This is a genomic window from Nostoc sp. FACHB-152 (assembly GCF_014697475.1).
Lineage (GTDB): Bacteria > Cyanobacteriota > Cyanobacteriia > Cyanobacteriales > Nostocaceae > Nostoc_B.
In genome coordinates this window covers 46,932-63,940 of sequence record NZ_JACJRV010000014.1, presented here as the reverse complement: position 1 = coordinate 63,940, position 17,009 = coordinate 46,932, and the positions used below count along the sequence as shown (strand labels likewise).

The window sequence follows — 17,009 nt, the reverse complement described above, 5'->3', positions numbered from 1 at the left end:
ATCGTAGATGCATATAGATGAAATTATCTGCGTTTATATGCGTTCTGATAAAAAAAAGGGGTAGGTTAACCTACCCCTCTATTGAACCAGGAAAATTACAATTCTTTAAACACTTTAAAGCAGAATCTTAGCCAAAATTGGTTCAACACGGGCAGCAATTTCTGGGACATACACCTGTGAAACGTAATCAGCAATCATTCTGTCAGTATTGAACAATGGTGCATTGGTCTTAATTGATGCTTTCATCATCTGTAACCAACGGTGAGGAATACCTTGCTCATCTTGGTCATAGTACAGAGGCACAATTTCTGACTCTAACAAATGATACAGTGATTGAGAATCTATGCCGTCTTGCAATTCTTGATCGCTTGTGTGAGCATCTTCACCAATTGCCCAACCATTAGTGCCTTTGCCATCTGCATCAGCTTGGTAGCCTTCACACCACCAACCATCTAAAACGCTGCAATTAATTCCGCCATTAAAGCATACTTTCTGCCCACTTGTACCAGATGCTTCTAAGGGACGACGAGGATTATTTAACCAAACATCCACGCCTTGCACGAGTTTTTGTCCGGTGTAGATGTCGTAATCTTCAATAAAAGCCACGCGGTTAACAATGCCGGAATTGTGACACCACTCCATCAAACGCTGGATAATGCGTTTACCTTCTTCATCGGCTGGGTGTGCTTTACCCGCAAACACAATTTGGACTGGTCGCTGAGGATTGCCAAAAATCTTCAATGCTCGTTCCGCATCCCGTAAAATCAGATCACCGCGTTTGTAAGGGCTGAAGCGTCGGGCAAATCCAATTGTGAGTACATTCGGGTCAAGCAAGCTATCAACAGCGTGAATGTGTTGATGATCTTCACCCCGATGTTCTCGTGATTTTTTAATTTTATAGCGAGTGTAGGCAATCAATCTTTCTTTGAGGATTTGATGTCTTGCCCATAATTCTTCGTTGGGAATGTCGTCAACTTTAGCCCACATCTGCGGGTCAACTGCATGAGTTTTCCAGTCTTCGCCTAAATACTGGTTATACAAATCAGCCATTAAAGGTGCAGTCCAAGTTGGTGCATGAACACCATTAGTAATGTAACCAATGGGTACGCTGTCTTCTGTGCGATGGGGATAAAGAACAGTCCACATCTTACGGGAGACTTTGCCGTGCAATTCGCTGACACCGTTGCAAGCACGACACATCCGCAATGCTAACACTGTCATGCCAAAGGGTTCCCAAGGGTCGCCGAGTCGCCGCGCCCCTAAGGCTAAAAATTGTTCGCGGGACAACCGCAATTGTGGCCAGTAGTGGGCAAAGAAAGAGTCAATTAAATCAGGTGAGAAGACATCGTGACCTGCGGGAACGGGGGTGTGGGTGGTGAATACACAACTGTTCCGCACGCTGGCTTCAATATCGTAGAAGGATTTACCTGTCCGTTCGATTTCTTGACGGGCAATTTCTAGGGTACAGAACGCAGCATGACCTTCGTTGAGGTGATGAACAGCAGGTTTAATTCCCAAGGCTGTTAAGGCGCGGACACCACCAATTCCTAAAACGACTTCTTGGGCAATGCGGGTTTCTAAGTTACCACCATACAAGTGTCCTGTCAGCCAACGGTCGATAGGATCATTGTCTTCGCGATCGCTATCTAGTAAATATAATGTTACTCGCCCAACTTGCACTTTCCAAATTTGGACTTTTACTTGCCGTTGGCGAATTTCTAATTGGATAGTAAGTGGTTGCCCTTGTTCGTTCTGAATTAACTCTAAGGGCATTCTGTGAAAAGGATTATCTAAGTAATAATCTTCTTGCCAACCTTGACGATTTAAACGTTGGCGAAAGTAACCTTGGCGATACAATAAGCCCACGCCAACCATTGGTACACCCAAATCTGATGATGATTTGAGGTGATCTCCCGCTAAAATCCCCAAGCCGCCAGAGTAAACGGGTAAAGATTCATGGATGCCAAATTCGGCACAGAAATAAGCGATGGGGTGTTCAGCAGACACTTGCGGTGCAACTCGACTCACCCAAGTATCTTTTTGTGCCATGTATTGGTCAAACTCTTGTGCTAAGGCCGAAATCTGCTTTAGGTATAGTGGGTCTTCCGCCAATTGGGTGAGGCGTTCGTAACTGGCTGACTCTAATATTGCTACTGGGTTATGCCCACAACGTTCCCATTCTTGAGGATCGATAGTTTGAAATAAGGATATGCGATCGCTTGTCCAACTCCACCAGTAGTTATAAGCCAAATCTGCTAAACGCTTGAGCGGAAAAGGTAACTTTTCTCTTAAACGTAGCGATGCGCTCTTTGCACTGCTGTTAGCCATATAACTTTAAGCTCTCTCTTAATTTTTCTATTTCACTGACTCTCTGCTTCCCAGCAATTGCTCTTCAGGTTGATTGTGCCGGAGTCTTTATTTTTAAATCCTCCCCTGAAGTCGAAGCAGGTTATCGACATCAAATCTGACACAAATGAATTTTTTTTGCGCTTGCCTTCTAAGCATTATGTCTGGAACTATGCAAGTTTTTGCATCAATTTGCGTGACTTTTGTTTGCAATACTTCTTCTAATATTAATATTTATTTAGTTAAGGTAAATATTAGTTAATTTTGCCTAAAAAATGATTATCTAAATTTCTAGAATGTACATATTTCAGTTACTTAGGTAATTATTAACTACTACATTTGAGATTAATTTCAGCTTTTAGCTTTGACTGTCCAACCATAAGTTTATATAATTTTTAATCAATAATTAGATAAAAGTAGAGTAAAAAGCATTTTTCTCATAAAAAACTATTTATAGCCATCCTATTTAATTAATTTGTAAAAATTGAGATCCTCCTATCTGCGATTTCTCACATAAGTCGAGAATTTTGTGATGCACAAATGCTAAATATCTACCAACTATGAGCAGTTAACCAGAGCTACAACTGCCATATTTTTGTCGAATTTAATAGCCATGTAATAACTGCATCTACCATGATCACGCAGATAACTTTATAGCAACTGTATATATTTGCGGCTGAATCCGACATGATAGAGTGATAATATTTGCATTTTACATTAATGTTATTTGATAACTTGCTAAATTTCTAATTCTGGCATTTTTTTAGTTATCTATATTACATTAATCTGCTTAAGTATGCTTTAAAACCCCTTTTTAATGTAAGATACTAATTTTGTAGATGTGGTAGTGATTACACTTACCCTGAACGAATATCTACTTAACATTGTTTTTACAATTGATTCCTATGATGTGGTTTTGCGTAAAGATTTTATGAAATAACTTAATGTAATGTTGTGATTGGCAAGAAATTATGCAAACTATTAAATAACAAAATTATACAGTCATTAAAATTACTATTCATAGGACGAGTATAAATGTTTAGGCAAATGCTTAAGTATATAAAAACCAACTTACTCAATACCAGCTAAATTTAATATTGAAGCCTGTTTGTAGTTATTAGACTATTTTTTCGTGAAAAAAGTTTTTAGAGATAGATTATTTTGTGAAACCCTAAATAAAATTTAATCTCTATCTTTGGATGGTAGACTAACAATATAATTTTCAATTATTTGATTTAATAGGTTTGCAAAAAAAACAGCTTATAAGTTAATTAATTAGCGAAGAAACGAAAGCTATTTTATATACGCTTTAGATTCTTTTTTCATCAACCTAGTCTTTTAAACATCACAAAACAAAGAACATCTAGTTATCATAATTTAGCTATGGCGCAACTCTATACACCTGATGATATTCATCAGATTCAGCAAGATATACCCTATTTAGTTGAAACTTGGAATTGGTTGAGAAGCTCCTTAGCGAAACCCCATACTGATTTGGGGAGAATTGGGCCTGTTTGCCCATATATGCCTAAAGCATTAAATTTAAACAGTATTAGATTAAAAGTTATTCGCTCTAAAAATTTAGATACTCAAGAAATTGCCAATATAGTATTAAAGTATTTAAATGCTTTTCTAGAGTTAGAGCCAACAGAGCCAGAAGAAGCAATTTATAAAGCTATACTTCTCATTTTTCCTGAGGTAACTCACGAGAATGCACCAAGATTAATCGACAATGTACAAAAACAACTGAAGCCTTTATTTGTTGAGTCAGGGCTAATGTTAGGCGAATTTCACAAACATAATCAAACTCCAGGATTGCACAACCCTAACTTCCGTCCTCTGCGTAGCCCAACTCCAATACTGGCTATTCGGTTTATGGTTGAATCTGACCTGCCTTTTTTGATAAGTGCAGAGGATTTACATTGTCGAGTGAGATATTTAGAAGCTTATTTGAAACGCTTTAAAGATCAATTTAGAAATGAAGATAACTTCTCTAAAGCTAGTCAAGCCTTGGCTTTAGCCAAAGCCAGTGTGAACTAAAATCTGTCATATCTATAAGCATCCGTATAGATAGCTGACTTTAAGCTTTGTGTAACTAACTACTTATTCAAAATTAAGCAATATGTATTTAGACTGTCAGCAAATCGTTGATGTCAGTAACTTCACTAATTCCGATGCTGACAAAATTCTGTCGGAGGCTGATGTAACTCAAGTGGAGGAGACTGTATTGTGTCTTCATGAGATGTTTGAAGAGCAGGTAAAACGCTCTCCTGATGCCACTGCTGTAGTATTTGGAAATCAGCAATTAACTTATCAACAGTTAAATCGGCGGGCAAATCAGCTAGCACACTACTTGCAAAAATTAGGAGTAGGGCCAGAGGTATTAGTTGGCATTTGTCTGGAACGCTCTTTAGAAATGATAGTGGGACTGTTAGGCATTCTCAAAGCAGGTGGAGCTTATATACCCTTAGATCCAGAATATCCTCAAGAGCGTTTAGCCTATATCTTAGAAGACACTCAATCACCAGTAATTTTAACTACCAAGAATCTAGCTAAGAATCTAACTATTTCTCAGACTAAAGTTATTTGTCTGGACTCAGATTGGGGAGACATTGCCCAAAACAGTCAAGAAAATCCTGTTAGTGGAGTCACACCTGATAACTTGAGCTACGTTATCTACACATCAGGTTCTACAGGAAACCCCAAAGGTGTGATGATTCCCCATTGTGGTATTTACAACACATTACAATGGCGGCAAAAAACTTTTAAAATTACACCACAAGATAAAGTCTTACAAACTATTTCTTTTAGCTTTGACCCTTCTGTATGGCAGATATTTTGGCCTTTGTCATTTGGGGGTCAGTTAATTATGGCTCGTCCAGGTGGGCATAAGGATACTGCTTACCTTGTGCAGACCATTATTGAGCAGCAAATCACAGTCATTGGTTTAGTACCTTCCATCCTGCGCGTCCTTTTAGAGGAGGAGGGAATTGAAAATTGCCAAAGTTTAAGACACGTCACCAGTGGTGGTGAGGCTTTACCGATAGACCTCGTAGAGCTATTTTTGGCTCGTTTGAAATTAGATAATGTTTTAGTTAATTGCTATGGCCCAACAGAAGTTTCTATTGATACTACCTTTTGGGTTTGTCAAAGCGGAACTAATTATAACGTTGCTCCGATTGGTCGTCCGATCGCCAATACACAGGTGTATATTCTGGATGAAGATTTACAGCCTGTACCTGAAGGTGAACCAGGTGAACTTTACATTGGTGGTCGTGGTTTAGCGCGAGGCTATCTCAACAATCCAGAATTAACTAAACAGAAGTTTATTTCTCACCCGTTGAGTAGCGAACCTGGAGAGCGGCTTTACAAAGCTGGTGATTTCGTTCGTTATCTTCCAGATGGAAATATCGAGTTTCTGGGTCGGATTGATCATCAGGTGAAGATTCGTGGCTTTCGGATTGAATTAGGAGAAATTGAAGCCCGGCTGAGTCAACATCCTGCTGTGCAGCAGACTGTAGTGATTGCTAGAGAAGATAGTCCTGGGGAGAAGCGTCTTGTAGCATATGTTGTAGCCAACTCAGAACCAGCACCAAGCCAACATCAATTGCGTGGCTTTTTGCAAAGTCAGCTACCTGAACATATGGTGCCAGCTGTATTTGTATTTTTGGATAGTCTACCGTTAAACCCTAACGGCAAAATAGATCGCCGTGCATTACCAGCACCAGATTTAGCCAGTTTGGTCTGGGAAACTAGTTTTGTACCACCTAGCAGCAATACAGAAAAAACCTTAGCTGTTATCTGGTCAAAAGTGCTGGGGATAAAACAGGTCGGCATTCACAACAACTTTTTTGAATTGGGCGGTCATTCTCTGCTGGCGACTAGAGTAATTTCTCGTGTGCGCCAAGCTTTTGGTGTGGAAATTCCTCTACAATCTTTGTTTGCTAGTCCGACAATTGCTCAGTTTGCCCAAGTAATTGACCAGCACCAAATTACAGAAACTACTCTTACCCAATCTATTATTCAACCGGCAAAGCGGGAATCTCTTCCTCTATCCTTTGCCCAACAGCGCATCTGGTTTTTAGAACAACTTGAACCAGACAGTGCGGCATATATTATTACTGATACACAGCATTTGCAGGGACAACTGCATATAGATGTTCTACAAAAATCTCTGGATGCGATTGTTGTAGAACATGAAGCATTAAGAACTACTTTTATTACTTCTGATGATGGTATTCCTGTACAGGTAATTAGCTTACCTCGACCAGTTGAACTCAAGATTATTGATTTGCGATCGCTCTTACCGCCCCTACTATCCCAATCAAGCGATCCTTGGCAACAAGCACAACAAATCCTCAACCAAGAGGCAAAACGCCCCTTTAACCTGACATCAGACCTCATGCTGCGAGCTACCTTGGTACAAATCGCCGCCGAGGAATATATCTTGATGTTGGCAATGCACCACATTGCCTCTGATGGCTGGTCAATAGGTATTTTGTGGCAGCAGTTAGCAGCAACTTATGCAGCTTTTCTCGATGGTAAACCTAACCCATTACCACCATTACCAATCCAATATGCCGATTTTGCCGTATGGCAACATCAGTGGCTATCTGGTAAGCGACTAGAAACACAGCTAGATTACTGGAAAAATCAGCTAGCTGGGGCGGCGACAGTTTTAGAACTCCCCACTGATAAACCACGGCCTCTAGTGCAAACTTATCGGGGAGCCAGTCAATCTTTGATGTTACCGCCGACTTTGGGCGCGTCACTCACAAAAGTTTCGCGTCAACAAGGCGTAACATTATTCATGACCTTATTGGCTGCTTTCGGTACATTACTGCATCGCTACACTGGTCAAGAAGATATTTTAATTGGGACTCCTGTTGCTGGTCGAAATCAAGCTGAAATTGAACAGCTAATTGGATTTTTCATCAACACAGTTGTTTTACGGACTAACTTTGCGGGTGATCCAAGTTTTGCTTCCCTACTAGCCCAAGTAAAAGAAACTGCCTTAGGAGCCTATGCTCACCAAGACACACCCTTTGAAAAAATAGTAGAAGCACTGCAATTAGAGCGAGATACTAGCCGCAACCCTCTATTTCAGGTGTGGTTTAATATGCTCAATTTGGGTGATACACAACTGGAATTACCAGGGCTGGCTGTCGAACGCGTTACTGGGGTAGAAACAGCTTCTAAGTTTGACATCACGTTGTATGTCATTGAACAAACCCAAGGCATTCAACTGCAATTAGTTTATAACGCTGACTTATTTGCACCAGAGCGAATGATGGAGATGCTGCATCAATTCCATCATTTACTTAATCAGATAGTTGCAGTTCCAGAGCAAGTATGCAGTAGTTATTCTTTGGTAACACCACAATCTCAAAGGTTGTTGCCAAATCCAAGTGTAGTTTTGCCGCAACCAGACTACCAATTAGTCACAACGCTATTCACAGCTTGGGCAGACAGCAACCCAGAACAAACTGCACTATCTCAAGGCGATCGCAGTTTCACCTATAGAGAATTAAGCAACATAGCTCAAACCCTAGCACAAGGGTTAATGGCTTACGGAGTCGAGCCATCTGATGTTGTAGCTGTTTACGGCACACGCAGTTTCGGGCTAATTGCCAGTATGCTGGGCATACTCTTGAGTGGCGGCGTACTACTAACATTAGATCCGAAGTTGCCTAGCTATCGCCATGAACTCATGCTGCAAGCGGCGAAGGCAAAATATGTGCTGTGTCTGGATGGTCAGTGTCCACAAGATAATCAGTTATGGCAATCTCTGCAAATTATCTATGTGAATGCCCAGACAGGAAAAATTATCAATCTGCCTCAAGATAGTAAAACTAGAGAACTGCCCCGCATCAAACCAGACGATGCAGCTTATGTTTTCTTTACTTCTGGAACTACAGGCGTTCCTAAGGGTGTGCTGGGATGCCACAAAGGATTGGCACACTTCCTCCACTGGCAACGGCAGACCTTTAACATTGGCTTGCAAGACCGGGTTGCTCAATTAACTGGACTTTCTTTTGATGTCGTCCTCAGGGAAATTTTTCTGCCCTTGACAAGTGGTGCAACTTTATGCATTCCCCAAGCAGAAGATAGCCTGGAACCGACGCAAATTCTACGTTACTTAGAAAGAGAGCAAATTTCGGTTCTGCATACAGTGCCTTCCTTGGCGCAGTCTTGGTTAGTTAATGTCCCAGTAGAAGTATCTTTGCGGAAGTTACGTTGGTTGTTCTTGGCTGGAGAACCACTGAAAGAGACACTCGTACAATCCTGGCGGGCGGCATTCCCTCAATCTGGTGAAATTGTCAATCTTTACGGCCCAACAGAAACAACCCTCGCCAAGTGTTACCACAGAGTGCCTGCTGTCCCAACACCAGGGATACAGCCTGTAGGATTGACCTTACCGCAAACTCAAGCTTTGGTTTTGACAGCCACCAACCAACTATGTGGTATTGGTGAAGTTGGGGAAATTGTGCTGCGGACACCATTTCGCAGTTTGGGCTATATCAACGCCAGCGAGGAGAATCAGGCGCGGTTTGTCCCAAATCCGTTTAGGAATGATGAAAAGGATTTGCTTTACTATACAGGCGATCGCGGTCGTTATCGTCCAGATGGCTTACTAGAAATTCTCGGTCGTCGAGATCATCAAATTAAAATCCGTGGCATCCGCATTGAACCAGGGGAAATTGAAACAGCCTTAACTCAACACCCTGAAGTGTTCCAAGCTGTAGTGATTGCCCGTGAAGATATTCCTGGTGATCAACGTTTAGTGGCTTACATTGTGCCACAACCAGAGGCAGCACTTAGCATTAGCGCGCTGCGTCGCTTCCTGGATAGGAAGTTGCCGCAGTATATGATCCCGTCAGCTTTCGCCATACTAGATACCTTGCCCTTGACTGCTAACGGGAAAGTAGACCGTCGGGCGTTACCGACACCAGAATTATCTAGACAAGAATTAGAAGCCAGCTTTGTTGCGCCACGCAATCAAGTAGAACATCAACTCGCGCAGATTTGGCAAGAAGTTTTAGGTGTCCAGCCTATAGGAGTGAAAGATAATTTCTTTGAGCTAGGAGGACATTCGCTGCTAGCAGTCAGACTGTTTTGGCAAATTGAACAGACATTTGGTGTAAAGCTACCCTTAGCAATTCTGTTTCAATCAGGAACTATTGAAGCTTTAGCTCAAATTTTGGCACCAAAGACGGCAGCCAGCCAACAACAGCTATCACCACCCACTTGGTCATCTCTAGTAGCAATTCAACCAAATGGTTCTAAACCTCCGTTTTTCTGCATTCATGGACTAGGCGGCGAAGTATTGTGTTTCCGGGAATTGGCACTGCATCTAGGGTCAGACCAACCATTTTACGGACTACAACCACAAGGGCTAGATGGCAAACAGCCGCTAATCACTCGCTTAGAGGATATGGCAGCGCACTATATTAAAGAAATCAAAGCTATTCAACCCCAAGGGCCTTACTTTTTAGGAGGATACTCCTTTGGTGGATTTGTAGCCTTTGAGATGGCACAACAACTCCGTCAACAAGGTGAACAAGTCGCTACTTTAGTATTCATAGATTCTTGCCGACCAGAGTCTACGCAGCGTTTGCCATTTGTGCAGCGAATAGGAGAGCATTTCCGTAATCTGGTAGAAATGGGGCCTAGTTACCTGAGGCAAAGGGTGAAAGTTTGGCGTACTGTTGCTAGAGACAGTTTCAACAGAAGTAAATACTATCTCAAAAAAAGAAGCAATGATGTTTTAAATATTCAGCCTATTTATTTACTAGACTCTGCCCAAAAACTATCTGAGACTGACCAGCACGTAGAAATTATGGAAGTTAATATTCAAGCTGTGAGTGAATATAACTTCCGAGTTTATCCCGGTAAAGCAGTTCTGATGCGGACTGATGATCGGGAGCGACTAGATGCAATTGGTGTACAATATGATCCGCTATTCGGCTGGGGTGATTTAATAGCTGGCGGCTTAGATGTCGAACAGATTCCGGGTTATCACCTTGGTTTATTTCAAGAACCTTATGTAAAAGTGCTGGCTGCAAAATTGCAGGCACATTTAGACCAGGTTGCAGGTTTTATGGGTGGAGAGAGGTTAGAGGCTAGAGACTAGAGGCTAGTGAGTTGATGGGCTACAAGAACCCTGATTTCTTAGAGAAGTCGGGGTTCTGAATACTATCACTGAGTAAAATTTAGGCGATCGCTCACATTTTATGCCAAAGCGATCGCATGGTGGCGCATATGGTCGGCAATAAAACTCGAAATAAAATAATAGCTGTGGTCATATCCTGCTTGATAACGTAATTTTAGGGGTTGACCAACAGCCGCGCAAGCTTGCTCAAATACTTCTGGTAGCAACTGTTGAGGTAAAAATTTATCCGCAGTGCCTTGGTCAATGAGAATTGGACTGTGATATCCCACTTGCCTAACTAACTCACTAGCATCATAGGCACGCCAATTTTCTTGATTATTGCCTAAATAACGACTGAAGGCTTTCTGTCCCCAAGGACAACGCATAGGTGCAACAATCGGTGCAAAGGCTGATACTGATTTGAAGATTTGAGGGTTTCTCATCGCACAAATTAACGCCCCATGTCCCCCCATTGAATGACCAAAAATTCCTTGCTTGTCAGGTTGTATAGAAAAGTTGGCAGCAATAATAGTTGGTAATTCTTGGACAACATAACTATACATTTGATAGTGCGATCGCCACGGTGCTTCGGTAGCATCAACATAAAAACCTGCGCCTGTGCCAAAATCCCACTCATCATCTTCACCCGCAATACCTGTCTGACGTGGGCTAGTATCTGGTGACACCAGAATTAAACCATACTCGGCTGCATAACGTTGCGCCCCTGCTTTGACCATAAAATTTTCTTCTGTACAAGTTAACCCAGAAAGAAAATAAAGCACTGGTAGCGGTTTTTGCTGTGCTTGCGGTGGCTGATAGACAGCAAAGCGCATTTCACTGTTACAGGTGGCACAGAAGTGAGAGTAAAAGCCGAGTTGGCCGTCAAAGCATTTATATTCTGAAATCAGGTTGAGATTAGTCATCTGCCTTGATTTTTTTGATTACCACCTAAGCCTAGTAAAATTAGCGAGCAATTTAACTAGAACTGCCAATCCTAAGCTGTTACACACATAATTTGTACATTAAGACCGCAGGAGAGCAGGGGAGAGAGATTGAAGTTTTTCTATTAAATCAAAAATATGCAAGTTAAATGTGGAACAGCTTATCTATCTTTAGCTAGTTCAGTCAGTTTTTTATTACAGATAAAATATTTTCTACGCATAATTTTTTGATACTAGTAGTCTCTTGATTAATCTTTACAAATAAAAATACCAGTGTCTGTTTTGTAGTCGTTTTATTTACTTCAACGGTAGTTAGAATTTAGATCATGCATCTCTATATTTTCCAAAATAGTGATAAAACAAGTAAAACTTACATAAAAGAAGCTAAGAAATTCTCGATGGTATTGCCAAGAAATTAAACACATTTATAAATAGATGCAGTGTTGAACTTGTTAGCCAACAATTATAGGAATCTGGTTTGATTACTGAACATACTTGTGTAGGGAGGCAATAGACAACAGTCAATAGCAAAGAAGGTAGGTAACAATATACTGATTTTTGAAAAAATCAAATATGAGTCCTATAGTGAGACATTTTGATTTCAGTTAAACACAGTCGAGTTGTGTATATATAATGTGTCTTCCCCCCAATAATACATCGGCTCCTATAGAAGAAGCTGATGTCTTAATTACAGCAGCACTGGCTATTCGTCCAGCCAAGCAGCCAGATTTAGACGCTGAACACCAAGCTATATATAGCATCGCCCAACAACTAGTTGATGAGCCTTCATCTACACTCAAAATCTTGGTACGGATGACAATCAATCTATGCCAAGCCGATAGTGCTGGAGTTAGCTTGTTAGAAACCGCGCCCAATGGTGAATTACAATTTTGTTGGGTAGCGATCGCGGGTACATTAGAGTTTTTAGAACAAACTACTACCCCAGGTAATTTTAGTCCTTGTGGCACCACACTTACATCTCGGCAGCCACAACTTTATGCCTATCCAGAACGTTATTTCACCTATCTACACCATCCACAGTTTCCGCTTGTTGAGCAATTGCTAATTCCACTGTATGTAAACGAGCAACCATTGGGGACTTTTTGGATTGTGACACACCAGGAGGGACGACAGTTTGATGCGGAAGACTCTCGGTTGATGAGCCGTTTAGCCACCTTGACCGCCCCGACTCTACAAAAGGTCAATCATCTGCGTCAAAAAGCCCAAAAAACTCCACATCAAAACCAAGCGAACAGCGCAACACCGCATTACAGCCAAGCTCAGTTTGAGGCATTGGTAGCAAATTTACCGGGTGTAGTTTATCGTTACGCGCCCTGCACAGGTACTTCCCATCAGTTTAACTTTGTGAGTTCTGGCTCCCGTGAACTGTTGGAATTAGAACCGGAAACCATTATCCAGGATATAAATTCTTTTTTAGAATTGATTCATCCTGAAGATTTGCAGTCATTCAAAAGTTCCGTTGCTTATGCGGTCGAGAACTTCCTACCTTGGCGTTGGGAAGGGCGGTTTATGACACCATCAGGTAAACTCAAGTGGATTGGTGGCAGTTCTCGCGCCGTACCAACCACAGAAGGAGATGTGTGGGATGGGTTGTTAATTGATATTACGAATCAAAAACAAGCGGAAGCGGCCTTGCACCGAAGTGAGGAATTCAATCGACAGATCCTAGACAGTAGTGATGATTGTATCAAGGTGTTAGATTTATCAGGGCGACTCCTGTACATGAATTCGGGGGGACAGACATTGGTAGGCATCGATGACATCACGCCGTTTCTCAACCTTTCATGGATCGAATCTTTGGCAGAAGCAGACAGAGAAGCCGCAATAAATGCGATCGCTTGCGCTAAAGCCGGCAAAGTTGCTACTTTTCAAGCTTGTCGCCCAACTCACACAGGGGAACCAAAATGGTGGGATAACAAAATCACTCCCATGAGAGGAGCCGATGGGCAAGTTGAAAGGTTGTTATGTATCTCTCGTGATATCACAGATCGCCGGCTAGCTGAACTTGAGCGAGAGCAACTTCTTGCCAGTGAAAGAAACTATGCTAACCAATTGCAAGGATTGACAACAGCCGCACTGGCAATCAATTCTGCCCTTTCTGTAGAAGAAGTGCTACAAGTAATTACCCAGCAGGCAGCATCGATTATTGGCGCTCATCAATCTGTTGCCAGTATGACCATTGACCAAAACTGGGATCAGGCAATTCATTCTATGTACTTGTCTGATAAGTATGCTCAGTGGCAAGACTACGATGCAAAGCCAAATGGGTCGGGAGTTTACGCCTGTGTTTGTCAGCTCAATCAGCCGATGCGAATGACTCAAGCTCAACTGGAATCTCATCCTGCTTGGCGAAATTTTAGTAACGAGGCAGAAAATCACCCACCCCTGCGGGGTTGGCTAGCCGCACCGTTGATGGGGCGAGATGGAAATAACATCGGGTTGATTCAGCTGTCAGATAAATATGAAGGTGAGTTTACTGTCGCAGATGAAGGTATTTTAATGCAGTTGGCGCATATGGCATCGATCGCAGTTGAGAATGCCCACTTATACGAAGCACAACAACAAGCACGGTTAGCCGCAGAAGCATTACGCGAAGAAGCCCAAGCCGCTAATAGAGTCAAAGATGAGTTTTTAGCAGTGCTTTCTCATGAATTGCGATCGCCCCTCAATCCCATTTTAGGTTGGGCGACTCTACTTCAGACCCACACACTAGATGAAGCGCGGCTAGCCCAAGGATTGGCAGTTATTCAACGTAATGCCCAGTTGCAATCAGAACTGATTGAGGATCTATTAGATGTCTCCCGAATTCTGCGGGGCAAAATCAGGCTTAATGTTGAGAACGTTGATCTGAGTGCTATCGTTAGAGCCGCAATGGAAACAGTGCGGTTAGCAGCCCAAGCTAAATCAATCCAAGTCCAAGCATTTCTAAAACCCAACGTTGGGCAAGTTTCTGGCGATGCAACTCGTTTGCAACAAGTAATTTGGAATCTGCTGTCCAACGCCATCAAGTTCACTCCGGAAAGGGGACAAGTGAACATTAAGTTAGAGCAGGTTGGTTCTCATGCCAAAATTACCATTACTGATACAGGCAAGGGTATTCGCCCTGATTTTCTTCCCTTCGTGTTTGACTACTTCCGCCAAGAAGATAGTGCTACTACAAGAAAGTTTGGGGGACTAGGGTTAGGATTGGCGATCGCGCGTTACCTAGTCGAACTGCATGGTGGCAGAATTGAAGTTGAAAGTCCGGGGATTGGACAAGGCGCAACTTTTACAATTAAGCTACCCCTGATATCTACTCAGCCAGCCACAAATCAGGACAGCACAGTGCTGGACTCATCTTTAGATTTAAGGAATATCAAAGTTTTAGTAGTAGATGATGAAACCGACACAAGAGAATTCACTGCTTTGCTTCTAGAACAGTATGGAGCAACAGTTATAGCCGTGTCTTCAGCAGCCGAGGCACTTGTAGCCCTTACCCAATCCCGACCCGATGTGCTGCTGAGTGATATTGCCATGCCCGATGTTGATGGCTATATGCTGATCCAGCAAGTTAGAACCTTATTACCTCAAGGTCAACAAATACCTGCGATCGCCTTGACTGCCTATGCTGGTGAAATGAATCAGCAACAGGCACTCAAAGCGGGTTTCCAGAAGCACATCTCTAAGCCAATAGAAGCCAAGAAATTAGTGCAAGCAATCTCTAGCGTACTTCGTCCTGACTTCAAAATATCCTGAGTTTTGCAGCCTTCTGCTACTCTTCCACAAAACGCCATACAGCATTTTTCATCTGGATGAGGTATATTTTTCTAGTCTCTAGCCTCTCCCCTTGAAAGGTGTACTGCACAAAACTGAGAAACGCTGTATCTATTTTGGATGATCAGAGCGTTCAATTTTCGCCGTTTCAGGACTAACTAATTGGACAAACCAAACTAAATTTTTGATTCCAATGATTGTGGCTATTACTGATACAATTACAGCTAAACATAGCGTGTTAAAGTTTCTCTCAAGCATGACAATGCTATAACAATCTATCTGATTTATAAACTGCTTATTTAGGCAGACAATAGGGTTGAGGCAATAGGCAATAGATTTTTGTTCAGATCTCCTACATGGGTTGTTATATATAGCAGAAAGCAGGAGGTAAAAGTATTGCTTTTCCTAGTATTCACGCTTTTAAAATGTCCCAACCTATGTGACTACAGCCATAACATTCTAACCGCCACTGATTTTGGCTTTGTAACCTAGTTTGATCAAAATCTCCAATATTTTTTGTTTGTGATCACCTTGAATTTCAATTTCATTATCTTTGACAGTGCCACCTGTACCGCATTGGGTTTTTAATTGTTTGACCAAAGCTGCTAAAGTTTCTGGTTTAGCTTGAAACCCAGTAATCACAGTGACTGTTTTACCCTTGCGCCCAGAGCGGGTTGCTTGAACTCTCACGTTTTGTTGCTGCGGTGGTAGTTCCTGAATTGGTCTTTCGGTGGCGGCAGAGTTGTCGTCACCAAATTCACGATAAATCATGCGTTTGTCAGAAGATTGGGAATTTGAAGAAGACATAGAAACTTAATTGAGAAAAACCATACAGTAGTGACTTCTACTTTAATTCACTGCGGGTTAAAAGGTGAATTTTTAAAGAAACAATAACTACTACGTAAATTTATTGTTAGCTATTCTTTATATTGTCTTTATTTTAACTTATCAAAACTTTATTTAGGATCATTAACTTTTATATTAAATCTAAAGTTAAGTGTTACCAGCAAAAAATACTTAACTATTTTTATACTTTTTTTGAATACAGGGACTTTTTGTGCGTTATTCTCAGATTGCATCAATTTTTGGCGGTATAACACTAGCTGCTATGACAATTGCACCTGTAAAAGCAGCTACGATTTATCAGGTAAAGTCTGGAGTAACAAGTGTCTATCATGACTTGCCAGAACTAAGTACTATTGGGATCAATTTATCTAATCCTCAACAAACAATTCCACCAGTTACAGATAATTTTTTGCTTGGCTTTAAAATTGCGCCAACTTCAAATTTTAAGTTTAGTGATGCTAATGGTTTTACACCAATTGCGGGTACAATCGAACACTTTGGTACTGTACTGTTCAATAGCACCACTACAATTGGGAACTTTTCACTCGGATATGATCCGACACGCGCTGTCAACGGTGTAAGCGGATTCTATCTTAAAGATACAGTTTCTACCAATACAGTTCTGTTTGATTTGAGCATTCCTGCTAATTCTGTGGCATTCAACGGTGAAAATCTCAGCATCACAAATGTCAACTTGCTGATTTCACCAGAATTAGCAGGCATATTAGATAATCCCAGCTTGGTAGGTAGGTTGGGTGGAACTGCACGGCTTGATGCGGACGTTGCTGCTGTACCTGAACCTGGAAGCTTGCTGGCAATTGTACTAGCAGGTGCGGCTTTGATGGCAAACAAGAGGTTATCTTGCTATAGGTAAAAAATCATCAAGACGAAATCAAAATATCAAAGTCTTCATTAATAGAGAATGAGGACTTTACTTAATAGGATTCGCT

Annotated in this window: 7 protein-coding genes; 4 read left to right on the top strand and 3 right to left on the bottom strand. The window is 41.6% G+C overall.

The window, feature by feature from the left end; translation table 11 throughout:
• Positions 1–114 precede the first annotated feature (114 nt).
• A complete protein-coding gene (gene glgP / locus H6G76_RS13875; protein ID WP_190701222.1) occupies positions 115–2,328 on the bottom strand; it encodes an alpha-glucan family phosphorylase in 2,214 nt (737 codons plus the stop codon).
• 1,401 nt (positions 2,329–3,729) lie between these two features.
• On the opposite strand from glgP, the gene H6G76_RS13870 reads away from it, so the two are divergent.
• Together H6G76_RS13870 and H6G76_RS13865 are read left to right on the top strand one after the other, a co-directional pair.
• Positions 3,730–4,386, top strand: a complete 657-nt coding sequence (locus tag H6G76_RS13870; RefSeq protein WP_190701220.1) for a DUF6875 domain-containing protein — start codon at positions 3,730–3,732, stop codon at positions 4,384–4,386.
• An 82-nt stretch (positions 4,387–4,468) separates the two neighbouring features.
• The gene (locus H6G76_RS13865) at positions 4,469–10,480 is read left to right on the top strand and encodes a non-ribosomal peptide synthetase (RefSeq protein ID WP_190701218.1); all 6,012 of its coding nucleotides are present in this window, start codon (positions 4,469–4,471) and stop codon (positions 10,478–10,480) included.
• Between the two features lie 98 nt (positions 10,481–10,578).
• Here H6G76_RS13865 and fghA read toward each other — a convergent pair whose 3' ends face one another.
• A complete protein-coding gene (fghA, locus tag H6G76_RS13860) occupies positions 10,579–11,421 on the bottom strand; it encodes an S-formylglutathione hydrolase (protein WP_190701216.1) in 843 nt (280 codons plus the stop codon).
• A 651-nt stretch (positions 11,422–12,072) separates the two neighbouring features.
• Between fghA and H6G76_RS13855 the strand changes: the two genes are divergently transcribed.
• Positions 12,073–15,195 carry an ATP-binding protein gene (locus H6G76_RS13855; protein ID WP_190701214.1) on the top strand — a complete coding sequence of 1,041 codons (3,123 nt, stop codon included), beginning with the start codon at positions 12,073–12,075 and terminating at the stop codon, positions 15,193–15,195.
• 477 nt (positions 15,196–15,672) lie between these two features.
• Here H6G76_RS13855 and H6G76_RS13850 read toward each other — a convergent pair whose 3' ends face one another.
• Entirely contained in the window at positions 15,673–16,020 is a 348-nt protein-coding gene (locus H6G76_RS13850) for a translation initiation factor (protein WP_190701211.1), read from the bottom strand.
• A 250-nt stretch (positions 16,021–16,270) separates the two neighbouring features.
• Here H6G76_RS13850 and H6G76_RS13845 point away from each other — a divergent pair, with 250 nt between their 5' ends.
• Positions 16,271–16,933, top strand: a complete 663-nt coding sequence (locus tag H6G76_RS13845) for a PEP-CTERM sorting domain-containing protein (protein WP_190701208.1) — start codon at positions 16,271–16,273, stop codon at positions 16,931–16,933.
• Positions 16,934–17,009: the final 76 nt, after the last annotated feature.